11 protein-coding genes and 1 pseudogene are annotated in these 13,070 nt (G+C 71.9%); 7 read left to right on the forward strand and 5 right to left on the reverse strand.

The genetic code is table 11. The features are described from left to right. The first annotated feature begins 6 nt into the window (after positions 1–6). Positions 7–465 carry an NUDIX hydrolase gene (locus ACZ5C2_RS16565; RefSeq protein ID WP_468790962.1) on the forward strand — a complete coding sequence of 153 codons (459 nt, stop codon included), beginning with the start codon at positions 7–9 and terminating at the stop codon, positions 463–465. A 173-nt stretch (positions 466–638) separates the two neighbouring features. Here the strand turns inward: ACZ5C2_RS16565 and ACZ5C2_RS16570 are convergent, their stop codons facing one another. Then, positions 639–1,691: a hypothetical protein gene (locus tag ACZ5C2_RS16570; protein ID WP_468790964.1), complete on the reverse strand. Its 1,053-nt coding sequence runs from the start codon at positions 1,689–1,691 to the stop codon at positions 639–641. A gap of 424 nt (positions 1,692–2,115) precedes the next feature. Next, a complete protein-coding gene (gene pepN / locus ACZ5C2_RS16575) occupies positions 2,116–4,692 on the reverse strand; it encodes an aminopeptidase N (RefSeq protein ID WP_468790966.1) in 2,577 nt (858 codons plus the stop codon). Between the two features lie 137 nt (positions 4,693–4,829). Between pepN and ACZ5C2_RS16580 the strand changes: the two genes are divergently transcribed. Further along, on the forward strand, positions 4,830–5,477 hold the full coding sequence (locus tag ACZ5C2_RS16580; RefSeq protein ID WP_468790968.1) for a mycothiol-dependent nitroreductase Rv2466c family protein: 648 nt from the start codon (positions 4,830–4,832) through the stop codon (positions 5,475–5,477). Between the two features lie 3 nt (positions 5,478–5,480). On the opposite strand, the gene ACZ5C2_RS16585 is transcribed toward ACZ5C2_RS16580, so the two are convergent. Next, a complete protein-coding gene (locus tag ACZ5C2_RS16585) occupies positions 5,481–5,723 on the reverse strand; it encodes a hypothetical protein (protein ID WP_468790970.1) in 243 nt (80 codons plus the stop codon). A 558-nt stretch (positions 5,724–6,281) separates the two neighbouring features. Between ACZ5C2_RS16585 and ACZ5C2_RS16590 the strand changes: the two genes are divergently transcribed. The 3 genes from ACZ5C2_RS16590 to ACZ5C2_RS16600 all read left to right on the forward strand — a co-directional run bounded on the left by ACZ5C2_RS16590 (position 6,282) and on the right by ACZ5C2_RS16600 (position 8,481). Next, positions 6,282–6,866, forward strand: a complete 585-nt coding sequence (locus tag ACZ5C2_RS16590; protein ID WP_468790972.1) for a biotin transporter BioY — start codon at positions 6,282–6,284, stop codon at positions 6,864–6,866. Between the two features lie 256 nt (positions 6,867–7,122). After that, positions 7,123–7,608, forward strand: a complete 486-nt coding sequence (locus tag ACZ5C2_RS16595) for a ribose-5-phosphate isomerase (protein WP_468790974.1) — start codon at positions 7,123–7,125, stop codon at positions 7,606–7,608. Between the two features lie 45 nt (positions 7,609–7,653). Beyond that, positions 7,654–8,481 (forward strand): Fpg/Nei family DNA glycosylase, encoded by an 828-nt coding sequence (locus ACZ5C2_RS16600; protein ID WP_468790976.1) that lies wholly within the window; start codon positions 7,654–7,656, stop codon positions 8,479–8,481. 4 nt (positions 8,482–8,485) lie between these two features. On the opposite strand, the gene ACZ5C2_RS16605 is transcribed toward ACZ5C2_RS16600, so the two are convergent. Beyond that, positions 8,486–9,736, reverse strand: coding sequence for a GNAT family N-acetyltransferase (locus ACZ5C2_RS16605; RefSeq protein ID WP_468790978.1), 1,251 nt, complete (start codon positions 9,734–9,736; stop codon positions 8,486–8,488). 164 nt (positions 9,737–9,900) lie between these two features. Here ACZ5C2_RS16605 and ACZ5C2_RS16610 point away from each other — a divergent pair, with 164 nt between their 5' ends. Continuing rightward, positions 9,901–11,079, forward strand: coding sequence for a PP2C family protein-serine/threonine phosphatase (locus ACZ5C2_RS16610; protein ID WP_468790980.1), 1,179 nt, complete (start codon positions 9,901–9,903; stop codon positions 11,077–11,079). A 24-nt stretch (positions 11,080–11,103) separates the two neighbouring features. Continuing rightward, positions 11,104–11,554: pseudogene (locus ACZ5C2_RS16615) on the forward strand (HD domain-containing protein). Positions 11,555–11,567: 13 nt separating this feature from the next. On the opposite strand, the gene ACZ5C2_RS16620 reads toward ACZ5C2_RS16615, so the two are convergent. Further along, complete coding sequence (locus tag ACZ5C2_RS16620) at positions 11,568–12,758, reverse strand: acyltransferase family protein (protein WP_468790982.1); 1,191 nt, start codon at positions 12,756–12,758, stop codon at positions 11,568–11,570. Positions 12,759–13,070 lie beyond the last annotated feature (312 nt).

Consider the following 13,070-nt stretch of genomic DNA (forward strand, 5'->3'; position numbering starts at 1 on the left):
CTCACCGTGCGAACGAAGTTGAGGGTGGCGGCCTACGCCGTGGTGGTACGCGACGGTCACCTCCTGCTCGCCCGGTCCCCGGGCCCCGGCGGCATCCGCGAGTGGGTGCTGCCCGGCGGCGGCGCGGAGCACGGCGAGGACCCCTACGACACCGTGCGCCGGGAGGTCGAGGAGGAGACCGGCTACCTCATCGAGGTCACCGGACTGCTCGGCGTGAACTCCTCCCGCCGCACCGTCACCCGCGGCCTCGGTGGCGCCGTCGACCATCACGGCGTACGGCTGGTCTATGAGGGCCGGATCACCGGCGGCGAGCTCCGCGACGAGATCGGCGGCTCCACCGACCTCGCCGCCTGGCAGCCGCTCGACGCCGTCCCCGGTCTGGTCCGGGTCCGCCTCGTCGACATCGCCCTGCGCCTGTGGCGGGAACGCCCGGCGACGGGGCGGGTGGAGCCGGTCGGCGGGTAGCCGCGTGCAGAGGGGCCATGAGAGCCACGGGGTTCATGGAGACCACCGGAGCCGCGGGGCCACGGGGGGGGCAGGCCCCGCTCACCTCCCGGGCCGCACCAGGGGGGTGTTGTCAGGATCGGGGCTCCGGTGAGCGGGGATGGGGGGCCGAGCCGGGCGGGGTCGGACACCCCCTAGCGGGGCAGGACGACGACGTACGCCGCCGGGGTGCGGTCGGTCGCTGCTGCCAGGGCCGTGCGGAGGACCGCAGCCTGTTGGCCCATGGCGTCCCGGAGCCCTCGCGGGGTGATGTGCACGACCGTGATGCCTAGGCGTTCCAGATGCTCTCGCTTGCGGGCGTACTCCGCCCACTCGGCGTCGTCCTCGGGGCGCCGGCCCGGGCGGGGCGCGCGGGTGTCCAGCTCCACCGCCACCGACTGCTCCGGCCAGTACGCGTCCACGCCGCCGAGGAGGGGGCCGCCCGGCAGGCGCAGGCCGACGTTCCAGCACGGGTCCGGCAGGCCGTGGTCGCGCACCATCCGGTAGAGCCGCGCCTCCGCCAGCACCCGGCCCTCGGCCAGCAGCGCGTCCACCGCGTCCACCACGTGCGGCAGGTTCAGCAGCTTCGCGCCGGTCAGCTCCCGCACCACCGCCGCCGGTTCGCAGTGGCCGCCGCGTACCGCCTCCGTGAGCAGTCGGCGGACGACGGTCGCGTCCTGAAGGCCCGCCACCGCGTCGGCCAGTGCGCGCGGCGCCGGCGCCACCGGCAGACCCATGACCTGCTCCGGGACGGGCAGGGCGGAGGTGCGGACGATGCGGGCGCAGCCCGTCGAGCGCAGTCGGCGCAGCCGGGGGACCAGGACGTCGAAGGTCTCCATGGACGGCAGCGGGGGAGCGGAGGCGAAGCCGTGCAGGGTGAGCGCCGCCGGCCCGGTGATCACCGCCTCCCCGAAGGGCGACGCGGGCGGCTGGTCCGCGCCGGGCTGGACGGGGACGCTCACGGTCCGCTCCCGTGCCGCGTACAGCAGCACCGCGTGCAGCCGCTCCTCGCTGGTCGGCGGGCCGGAGTGGAGCAGGACGACGCCCGGGAGGAGCTGCTGCCAGGGCCCACCGGGGCGGCACTGCTCACCGGCCTCCGCGGCCGAGACGCCGTGGGCGCGGAGCTGCGTGTACGTCAGCACGCGGCGTCCGGCACCAATGGAGGGGTGGTGCAGGGGGCGGGGGGAGAGCGGCGTGTTGTGGTTCATGACCGGCAATTTCCCGCCTCCGGCCCGCCTCCGAACCCCTGTTACACGCTCGTCGACAAATGAGGACAAGCCTGCGCTAAAGGACATGTGTTCGGATACCGAAAACCCCTGGTCCGTTCGGGTGAGCCCCCAGGGTTACGGGCTCGATTGCCCGCGTTCGGTAACGGCCGCGGACACCGGGGCTCCAGGGGCGGGAGGTGACTCCGGCCACCAGGCCGTCACGGGCCAAAGGCCACCGACCCCCGACGCCCCGGTCGGCGTGGGACGCCGGGATGCCGGGTGTGCCTCCCGGATCCGCGCCGGCGTTCCGCCACGGGCGGAGCCCCGGGCCCGGCCCTCCGGTCGTGCGGTGTTCGTGCCGGGTGTCGTGGGCCGGAGGGGCGCCGGTCGGTGCCGTGTGGCCGGTGGGGTCCCGGGCCCGGAATCAGCCCGCCGCCGTGTCGCACTCCTGGCCGCGCAGGGCACGGGCCAGGTCGTCGCGGGACTCCAGGACCAGGCGGCGCAGGGCCGGGGCCGCCCGCTCGTGGGAGGCGAGCCAGGCGTCCGTCGCGTCCAGCGTCGCCCGCGAGTCCTGGAGGGAGGGGAACAGGCCCCGCACCACGTCCATGCCGATCTGGATCGACCGCTCGGTCCACACCCGCTCGATCACCGCGAAGTACGTCTCCGTGTACGGCGCGGTCAGCTCCCGCTGGGACGGCTGGGCGAAGCCCGAGATAGTCGCCTCCACCAGCGCGTTGGACAGCGCGTCCGACTCCACGACCTGCGTCCAGCACTGCGCCTTGACCGACGCCGACGGGCGGGCGGCCAGACAGCGGACGTGGTGCCGCTTGCCGGACGCGGTGTCGTCCCGGGCCAGCTCCTCGTCCAGCCGCTTCTCGTCCGCCACCCCGTGCGCGGCCAGCGGCTCCAGGAACGCCCAGCGCAGCTCCTGGTCCACCTCGAGACCCGGCAGTGTCACCGTGCCGTCCAGCAGCGAGGTCAGCAGCTCGAAGTCGGCCGGCGCGTCGGCCGCGTGGGCGAAGAACCTCGCCCACGCCAGCTGGTGCTCGCTGCCCGCCTCGGCGTCGTACAGCTGGAGCGACGCGCCCTCGGCGAGCCGGCGCCCGGCCTGCTCCCGCCGTCCGGGCGCCGTGTAGTGCACCGCAGCCGACTCCGCCCACGCGTGCAGTGTCTGCAGCACGCCGATGTCGGACTCCCGGCCCGCGAATTTCAGCACCAGTTCGATGAACTCCCGGGCCGGAAGCAGCGCGTCCCGCGTCATGTTCCACAGGGCGGACCAGCACAGTGCGCGGGCCAGCGGGTCGGTGAGCGAGCCCAGGTGTTCCCGCAGCGTCACCAGCGACGTCTCGTCGAAGCGCGTCTTGCAGTAGGTCAGGTCGTCGTCGTTGACCAGCACCAGTTCCGGCGCGTCCGCGCCCGCCAGCTCCGTGACGACCGTACGCGCACCGTGGACGTCCGTCTCGGTCTGCGCGTAGCGTTCCAGCGTGCCGGAGTCCGTCCGCCGGTAGAGGCCCACCGCCACCCGGTGCGGGCGCAGTTCGGGATGCGACTCCGCGGCCTCCTGCACGACGGCCAGCTCGTCGATCCGGCCGTCCTCGTTCAGCAGCACCTGTGGGGTGAGGGAGTTGACGCCCGCCGTCTGGAGCCAGGAGCGGGACCACGCGCTCATGTCCCGCCCGCTGGTCTCCTCCAGGACCGACAGCAGGTCACCGAGGCGCGTGTTGCCGTACGCGTGCCGCTTGAAGTAGCGCCGGGCGCCCTCCAGGAACGCGTCCTGACCGACGTACGCCACCAGCTGCTTGAGCACCGAGGCGCCCTTGGCGTACGTGATGCCGTCGAAGTTGAGCTTGGCGTCCTGCAGGTCGCGGATGTCCGCGGTGATGGGGTGCGTGGAGGGCAGCTGGTCCGCGCGGTACGCCCACGCCTTGCGCCGGTTGGCGAAGGTGATCCAGCCGTCGGTGAAGCGGGTCGCGCCGACCAGTGAGAAGGCACCCATGAAGTCGGCGAAGGACTCCTTCAGCCACAGGTCGTCCCACCACTCCATGGTGACCAGGTCGCCGAACCACATGTGCGCCATCTCGTGCAGGATGACGTTCGCCCGGCCCTCGTACGACGCCCGCGTGACCTTGCCACGGAAGACGAACTCCTCGCGGAAGGTGACCATCCCCGGGTTCTCCATCGCGCCCAGGTTGTACTCCGGCACGAAGGCCTGGTCGTACTTCCCGAACGGGTACGGGTAGTCGAAGTGGTCGTGGAAGAAGTCCAGGCCCTGCTTGGTCACCAGGAAGATGTCGTCGGCGTCGAAGTGCGGGGCGAGCCCCTTGCGGCACATCGCGCCGAGCGGGATCTCCAGGCGCGTACCGTCCTCGAAGACCCGCTCGTAGGTGTCGGTGACGTAGTGGTACGGACCCGCCACCACGCAGGTGATGTACGTCGGGATCGGCTTGGTCTCCGCGAACCGCCACACCCCGTCGGCGAGTTCACCGGCGCCGTTGCTCCACACCGTCCAGCCCTCGGGTGCGCGCACCTCGAAGCGGTACGGGGCCTTGAGGTCCGGCTGCTCGAAGTTGGCGAACACCCGGCGGGAGTCGGCCGGCTCGTACTGGGTGTAGAGGTACACCTCGCCGTCCTCGGGGTCGACGAAGCGGTGCAGGCCCTCGCCGGTGCGGGAGTAGGCGCAGCGCGCGTCGACGACCAGTTCGTTCTCGGCGGCGAGGTCCTCCAGCGCGATCCGCGAGCCGTCGAAGACCTGGCCGGGGTCGAGGTCCCGCCCGTTGAGGGACACGGCCGTCACGCCCGGCGCGATCAGGTCCGCGAAGCTGCTCGCGCCCGGCTCGGCGCAGCGGAACCGCACGGTGGTCACGGAGCGGAAGGTGCGCGGGCCCTCGCCGCTGTTCTCGCCGACCGCCGACCGCAGGTCGAGGGACACCTCGTACCCGTCGACGGACAGCAGTGCTGCCCGCTCCCGGGCCTCGTCGCGGGTCAGGTTCTCACCGGGCACGGGCGGACTCCTCATGCGTCGTCGACATGGATGAACAGCACCGATCCTGCCATGTGCCCCTGACGCGGGGCAGCGGGGAATGGCCGGGACGGGCTCCGGCGTTGTCGCCCACAGGTGCCGCATTCTTGAGGAGTGACATGCCGGACAAGTCTCCCGCCACGCCCGTCGACTTCTGGTTCGACCCGTTGTGCCCCTGGGCCTGGATGACCTCACGCTGGGTGCGGGAGGTGGAGAACGTGCGGGACATCGAGGTCCGCTGGCATCTGATGAGCCTCGCGGTCCTCAACGAGGACAGGCTCGACGAGCTCCCCGAGGAGTACCGCGAGCTGCTCGAGACCAAGGCCTGGGGCCCGGTCCGGGTGGTCATCGCGGCGCAGGAGGAGCACGGCACGGAGGTGCTCGGCGATCTCTACACCGCGCTCGGCACCCGCATCCACAACAAGGACGAGGGCCCGGGCAAGGCGACGGTCGCCGCCGCCCTGAAGGAGGTCGGTCTGCCCGAGTCGCTCATGGAGCACTGGGACTCCACCCCGTACGAGCCGCAGCTGCGCGCCTCCCACCAGGAGGGCATCGACAAGGTCGGCCAGGACGTCGGCACCCCCGTCATCGCGGTCCCCGGCCCCGACGGCCAGGAGATCGCCTTCTTCGGCCCGGTCGTCACCCCGGCCCCGAAGGGCGAGGAGGCCGCGCGCCTCTGGGACGGCACGCTCGCGGTTGCCTCCGTCCCCGGTTTCTACGAGATCAAGCGCAGCCGCACGAAGGGCCCGGACTTCAGCAACCTGTGACGCTCACTTCGGCGGGAGCAGTTTGACCGGCCCGGGGAACGGCCTCATCTGCGTGAACCGGCGCAGGTTCCGGCACTGCTCGCCGGTCTCCGCGTCCAGTACGTTCTCGCAGAGCCAGAAGTCGTACACGGCCCGGAGGCCCAGCTGCTCCTTGGCCCCGGGCTCCTCCTCCCGGGTCAGCTGGCGGTGCCGATGCCGGCCCTTGCACGTCGGGCAGAGCAGCGTCAGTGTCCTCGGTGTCGCCATTGCCCAACCATCACCCGGATCGCCGCATACCGGAAGTCCCCGCGAGTCCTGTCCTCGCGGGGACTTCCCTCTTTCCGCCTGCCGGGTGAACGGCGAGAAGACGATCACGAGGCAGGAGGCTTATTGCGACTTGCTTGCAATTACACTCTAGCGGCGAAAAGGCGCGTTCGTGAGTCCCCGCACAGGAAACGGCCCCGGCGTTCACGCGAGGGCCGCGGCGGAGAGCGCGCAGGCGGTCGGTCCCGGGTGCGTGCCCGCTGCCGGACGTAGCCACTGCGGAGGGTCGCGGTCCGGTTGCCCGGGGGTGGCGTCACGGCACCCCTGCCGCCCGGCGGCCCGTTTGGTGGTTCCCTACAGCCGCCGTGCCCCCTCCGCGTGTCGGCGACACCACCTCACCTCAGTGACCGGCGTCACCTCCTGCCCATGGTTACCCTCCTTCTTTGTCCGGAGCCCACCAAGTCCGTGTTCGAGCCTTTGTTGAGCGCTGACGGTGATCGGCGCGGGTGCGCCGGTATAGCGTCGCGGTGTCCCCAACCGCCCTCACCCCGCGGAGATCCCATGAGCACCGCTTCCGTCACGTCCGCCCGACCCGGACAGGTCCTCGCCGACCTCGTCCCGGCCTCCCGCGTCCGGGACGCCGCGCTCGTGCTCGGCGGCGCCGCGCTCACCGGGCTCGCCGCCCAGATCGCGGTGCCCGTCCCCGGCTCCCCGGTGCCGGTGACCGGCCAGACCTTCGCGGCGCTCCTCGTCGGCACCACCCTCGGCGCCCGCCGCGGCTTCGCCTCCCTCGCGGTGTACGCGCTGGTGGGCATGGCCGGTGTGCCGTGGTTCGCGGAGGGCAAGTCGGGAATGGGGATGCCGTCCTTCGGCTACATCCTCGGCATGCTGCTGGCCGCCGTCGTCGTGGGCGCGCTCGCCCGGCGCGGCGCCGACCGCTCCGCCTGGCGGACGGCGGGCACCATGGTGCTCGGCTCGGCGGTCATCTACGCCGTCGGCGTGCCCTACCTGGCCCTGGCCACCGGTATGTCCGCCTCCGCCGCGATCGCGGCCGGCCTGACCCCGTTCCTCGTCGGTGACGCCCTGAAGGCGGCCCTGGCGATGGGCGTGCTGCCGACGGCCTGGAAGTTCGTCAACAAGCGGTAGTCGCCGAGGGCTCGTGCGGAGGAGGCTCGCCGGTCGCATCGACGGCGAGCCTGCGCGCGTGGTGCCGCCGGCTCCCGTCCGCACGGGCCTCCCCGGCTTCCCGCCCCACCCCTGCCTCTGCCCCGGTCGGCCGACTCCGGCCGGATCGACCCCACGTACGAGCCCGGTCCGCCCGCGAGATCCGTGAACGGACTCTCCCTTTCCGCGCGGGGCACCCCGCGCCGCCGCCCGGTGGCAGCCGTGTCACACTCGACCCATGCGCGTGTATCTCGGCTCCGACCATGCGGGCTACGAACTCAAGAACCACCTCGTCGAGTGGCTCAGGGAAGCGGGCCATGAGCCCGTCGACTGCGGCCCGCACATCTACGACGCCCAGGACGACTACCCGCCCTTCTGCCTCCGCGCCGCCGAGCGGACCGCCGCGGACCCGGGCGCCCTCGGCATCGTGATCGGCGGCTCCGGCAACGGCGAGCAGATCGCCGCGAACAAGGTCAAGGGCGTACGGGCGGCCCTGGCGTGGAGCGAGGAGACGGCGGCACTGGGCCGTCAGCACAACGACGCCAACGTCGTCGCGGTGGGCGCGCGCATGCACAGCCAGGACGAGGCGACCAAGTTCGTCGAGACCTTTCTGAGCACACCGTTCTCGGGTGACGAGCGCCACATCCGCCGGATCGACATGCTCTCCGCCTACGAGACCACCGGCGACCTCCCCCCGGTCCCGGCCCACCACCCCCAGCAGTAGACGGCGGCGGAACGCGGGACGAGGAAGCGAACGAGGGGGGGACCCGTGCCCGAGGGGCACACGATTCACCGGCTGGCCAAGGACTACGCCGACGCCTTCGTGACCGGCGACCCCCTGCGCGTCACCAGCCCCCAGGGCAAGTTCACCGACGCCGCCGCTCTCCTCGACCGCACCCCGCTGCACACCACCGACGCCCACGGCAAGCATCTCTTCCTCGGCTTCGGCGACCCCGAGCCCGAACACACCGACTGGGTCCACATCCACCTCGGCCTGTTCGGCAAGGTCACCTTCGGCCCGGCCCCGGCGCCGCCGCCCACGGACACCGTCCGCCTCCGCGTCGCCGACGACACCTCCTACGTCGATCTGCGGGGCCCCACCACCTGCGCCCTGATCACGGACGGCGAGAAGCGGGCGGTACACGACCGCCTCGGCCCCGACCCGCTCCGCCCGGACGCCGACCCGGCCCTCGCGTACCGGAGGATCAGCCGGAGCCGTACGACGATCGCCGCGCTCCTTATGGACCAGAAGGTCATCGCCGGCGTGGGCAACGTCTACCGCGCCGAGATCCTCTTCCGGCACGGCATCGACCCGTACCGCGCGGGCCGGGACATCAGCCCGGCCCAGTGGGACGCGATCTGGGCCGACCTGGTCGCGCTCATGCGCGAGGGCGTCCGCGACAACCGCATCGACACCGTCCGCCCGGAACACACCCCCGAGGCGATGGGCCGCCCACCGCGCGTCGACGACCACGGCGGCGAGGTGTACGTCTACCGCAGGGCGAACCTGCCCTGCCACCTCTGTGGCGGCGAGATCCGCACCGCCGGCCTCGCCGCCCGCAACCTCTTCTGGTGCCCCGCCTGTCAGCGGCCCTGAGCCCTCAGAAGCCGTGCGGCAGCCACGGCGCCCGGCCGCTCCCGAACGCCAGGGACGCCTCCGCCAGCGCGTCGCGCCGCAGTTCACGCACCCGGCCGGCCGCCCCGAGCGCCAGGAGACTCACCCCACCCAGATACGCGGCGCCCAACTCCCGTACCGACAGGGCGAGATCGGCGGCATCCTCCGTACGCTCGCAGGACGCGCCCTTCGCGTCCCCGCTCAACCGCCAACGCCCCGTGTTCCAGGGGCAAAAGGCGTCCTCCACCTCGAACACGACGTCCACCGGGGCTTGATACGTCCGCGCCCGGAGGGCCGCGCCGACGTCCACCAGCCGTATGTACAGCGCATCCCGCAGCCGCGGCCGGCACCGCCGTATGTCCGACACCAGGAACTGCCAGCTCTCGTCGACCGGCCGCCCCCGCGCCACCAGCGTCGACGTCAGGTCGATGTCGAACAGGAAGCGCCACAGCGCCGCGTCCGCAGCCGGATCCAGCGCCTCCAGACTGCTGAGGAGCACCTCACCGTCGGGCCCGTCCGGGCCCCAGGACGGCTTCACACGGAACCGCGCGTACCCGACCGTCTCGCCGTCCCGCTCGGCGACCACGCACTGCAGCGGCGACGCCCCGCCCCGCTCGCTCTCCGGGTCGAGCACCCCCAGCCGCTCCCAGCCCGGTCCTCGCGCCAGCATTCCCGGGCGGTCCGGCACCAGTTGGGCGTAGACCGCCTCGCAGGCGTCCAGCACATCGGCGGGCGCCGCATACCGCAGCCGTACGTCGTCGGTGCCGGCCGGCACCGACAGTCCCGTGCGCCGGGTGTCGATCTCCGCGTCCGTCTGGAAGGTGGCCGCCCCGTATCCGAACCGGCCGTAGATCGCCGGCTCGGACGCCGTGAGCACCGCCAGCGGCTCGCCCCAGGAGCGGACGTCGTCCAACTGCCGCCGCATCATCGACGTCAGCACCCCGCGCCGCCGGTGCGTGGCGGCGACGCTGACCATCGTGACACCCGCGGCAGACACGGACGCGCCACCGGGCACGGTCAGGCGGAAGGAGAAGGCGCCCGCCGTCCCCACGCACTCCTCGCCGTCCCAGACGCCCAGGAAGCGGTCGAACTCGGTGAGCGCGTTCCACAGTTCCCGCTCCTCCTCCGCCTCCGGGGGCCCGCCGAAGGCACGGATGAGGTTCGCGTACGACGTGTCCCATTCATCCGGCTTCAGCACCCGGAGTTCGATCGCGGGGCCCGTCTGCTCGTTCGCCATGGGCCCATGCCTACCAGGGCGGTGCGGGACGGGCGAGGGAATTTCTCCCTGGCGGCCCCATGGCGGCTCCCCGTGAAGTTCACTGTGATTCCGGTCCCCGTCAGGGGGGACAACCAGGACCTCCCGTGCCAAGCGGCCGGTCCGATGGATAGGGTCCCGAACTAATGGCAGCAGGACGAGAGCGGCGCGCGGAAGCCGACACGTTCACGGCCCGGTTGAAGAAGCAGTGGCACCGGGCCCGCGTCGGCGTGCGCCGGGCCGCCGTCGACTACTTCCGCGGGGACGGCTCCGACTGGATCGCGCTCGTCGGTCTGCTCCTCACCGTCCCGCTGATCACGGCCGGAACCCTCGCCAACTCCGTGTGGTGCGCGCCGGCCGCACTGGTCATCCCGATCGTCGTGGGCGGCCTGCTGCTGCGTCCGGCGAGTCTGCTCGGCCTGTACGCGGCGGCGGCGACCGCCCTCATCGTGGAGGCGGTACGGCTCGGCCCCTACACCGAGGGCGCGGCCCGGGTCACCCCCGGCGTGGTCCTCGTCGTCGCGGCCTGCGGCTTCTTCGGACTGCTCGTCGCCCAGTTCCGCAGCCGGGTGGGTGTGCCCTGGCGGCGCGGCGGCACCATGCTGTTCGACCTGCGCGAGCGCATCCGGGTGCAGAGCAAGCTGCCGAAACTCCCCGACGGCTGGCACCGAGAGATGGCCCTGCGCCCGGCCGGCGGACAGTCGTTCTCGGGTGACTTCGTGGTCGCGGCCCGGACCAACGGCGGGCGCACGCTGGAGGTCGTCCTGACGGACGTCTCCGGCAAGGGCATGGATGCCGGTTCGCGTGCCCTCTTGCTGTCGGGCGCCTTCGGCGGTCTGCTCGGCAGCCTCCCGCCGCACGCGTTCCTCCCGGCCGCCAACGGCTATCTGCTCCGCCAGGACTGGGACGAGGGCTTCGCCACCTCCATCCACCTGGTGCTCGACCTGGACTCCGGTGACTACGAGCTCTACTCCGCCGGGCACCCGCCGGGCCTCCAGCTCAGTGCGGGCAGCGGCCGCTGGGAGGAGAAGGTGGCCGACGGTCCCCTTCTGGGCGTGTACGACGGTGCCCAGTTCGACTCGGTGAAGGGCTCGCTGCGGCCCGGCGACGTACTGATGCTGTTCACCGACGGCCTGGTGGAGACCTCCGACCGGGACATGGTCGAGGGAATCGACCGCCTCACCGGTGAGGCCGACCGGTATGTCGCCGGCGGCTTCCACGGCGCCGCCTGGCATCTCATCGAGTCGGTCGCCAAGGACGTCAACGACGACCGGGCCCTGCTGCTCATAAGCCGGAAGGGCCCGGCGGCCGCCGCCGCCCGCTGAACCCCCGCGGGGGACACTGGACGGATGACCGAGACACCGCGCACCCCGCTGACCCCGGACCGGGTGGAGGCCGTCGCCCGCGCCGCGCACGCCGGCCAGACCGACAAGGCGGGCCGGCCCTACACCGAGCACCTGCGGGCGGTCGCGGAGGGCGTACGGTCACGGGGCGGCGACGAGGAGCAGATCGCGGCGGCCTGGCTGCACGACGCCGTCGAGGACGGAACAGTGGCTCCGCGAGGCCGCGCTCACCCGGCGGACCAAGGACATCGTCCTCGCGGTCACCAAACGGTCCGGGGAGCCGCCCGAGGCGTACGCGGCCCGTATCCTCGCCACCCCCGGCGCGCTGCTGGTGAAGGAGGCCGATCTGGCGCACAACGCCGACCCGGCCCGGCTCGCGGTCCTCGACGGGACCACCCGGAAACGACTGACCGAGAAGTACGCGCGGATGCGCGCACTTCTCGGCCTGAATGAGTGAGACGGAGGGGACGTCAGACCAGGACCCTCTCGCCCGGCGTGCGCACCTCGGTGTTCTCCCGCTGCGCGCCGCGGGCCGTCTCGGGCGGGTCCTGCCGGAAGGCCCACGCCATCTTCGGCTCCACCACGCACCGCAGGGCCCGCTGCACCGGCCGGGTGCACAGGACCGTGACGACAGCGGCCGCCAGGACGGTCAGCCCGATCGCGCCGAGCGGCTCCCGCAGTACCGGGTGGTCGAACCAGCCCGCGTAGTTGCCCGCCTTCACGAAGAAGGCGTGCAGCAGGTAGCCGTAGATCGTGCCCGCGCCGAGCGCCGTGAACCACATGTGGCGGCGGGGCACCCAGGCGAAGAAGCAGACGGTCAGCACCAGCGAGCAGCCGAGCGTTCCGAACACCATGACCGGGCCCGCCCACCACGGGGCGCCCAGCTCCTCCGCGGCGCTGCTGTGGTAGAGCCAGCCGAGCCTCATGTGCGGCATCGACCACCAGGCGACGACGGTCGCCACGGCCAGCACCGGCAGGGACATCAGACGGACCGAGCGGCGCTGCACGCGCTGGAAGTGCTCGGGCCGCAGCATCAGGCCCAGCACGAAGAACGGCAGGAACTGAAGCACCCGCTGAAGTTCCAGGTCGTCACCGATCCGGGGTGACACGGAGCCCAGTGCGGCGAGGGCCAGCGAGACCGCCAGCGGATGGCGGATCGTCTTCCACACCGGAGTGGTCATCCGCCAGACGACCAGCGCGCACAGGAACCACAGGTGGTACGTGGGGTCCAGCAGCGTGATGCCGTGGTCCGGGTCGTCGTTCCCGTAGCGCTGGAACAGGGAGTAGGCGGTCTCGAAGACGACGTAGGGGACGATCACACCGGTGACCAGCCGCTTGACGTGCTTGGGGCGCAGGTCGAAACTGCGCGAGAAGTAGCCGGAGATCAGGATGAACGCCGGCATGTGGAAGGTGTACACGACGCGGTACGCGGTCTCCAGGGCCCCGTCGTCCAGGATCTGTCCCCAGGCGTGGCCCACGGCCACCAGCACGATCGCCAGGTACTTGGCGTTGTCGAAGAACGCGTCGCGTTGTCTGCCGGACGGCGCCGGCCGGTCGTTCTCCTTGTGCGTCGTGCGCGGGCTCGGCACTCCGTCCGCCGGCGACTCGACCGGGGGGAGCGGCGTTCTGTGGTTGCCGTAGGTTCGCGGCGAGTTCGTCACTGACCCTCCCGGCAGGGACTCGGGGAGGCGATCGGTGAGCTCGCTGCGCTTGCGGGGGACGAGGCAGCGTGAAACATCTGAGGCACCCTAGCGTTGTCCGTGGGATTTCGTAAAACGCCCGACGTCATTCCTGTTATTCGATCCGGATACCCCGGATCGAGGAAAGTGCGCAGACGGGTGAGGTGATGGTCAACACATCACGTACGGACGAGGCCTGACTGCCGTGAACAACCGTACTTGTCATGATTGTTCCGGACTAAGTCATGCATAAGACCGGCAGGCGACTCCGGCGATATGTCCGTCTTCGCGTGA

It is taken from the genome of Streptomyces sp. NPDC031365 (assembly GCF_055569765.1).

What these genes read in the sequence shown, in the direction of transcription:
- ACZ5C2_RS16590 (WP_468790972.1), top strand. Translation starts at nt 6,282, where the DNA reads ATGAGCACCGCTTCCGTCACGTCCGCCCGACCCGGACAGGTCCTCGCC.
- ACZ5C2_RS16610 (WP_468790980.1), top strand. Translation starts at nt 9,901, where the DNA reads ATGGCAGCAGGACGAGAGCGGCGCGCGGAAGCCGACACGTTCACGGCC.
- ACZ5C2_RS16605 (WP_468790978.1), bottom strand. Translation starts at nt 9,736, where the DNA reads ATGGCGAACGAGCAGACGGGCCCCGCGATCGAACTCCGGGTGCTGAAG.
- ACZ5C2_RS16580 (WP_468790968.1), top strand. Translation starts at nt 4,830, where the DNA reads ATGCCGGACAAGTCTCCCGCCACGCCCGTCGACTTCTGGTTCGACCCG.
- ACZ5C2_RS16570 (WP_468790964.1), bottom strand. Translation starts at nt 1,691, where the DNA reads ATGAACCACAACACGCCGCTCTCCCCCCGCCCCCTGCACCACCCCTCC.
- ACZ5C2_RS16585 (WP_468790970.1), bottom strand. Translation starts at nt 5,723, where the DNA reads ATGGCGACACCGAGGACACTGACGCTGCTCTGCCCGACGTGCAAGGGC.
- ACZ5C2_RS16595 (WP_468790974.1), top strand. Translation starts at nt 7,123, where the DNA reads ATGCGCGTGTATCTCGGCTCCGACCATGCGGGCTACGAACTCAAGAAC.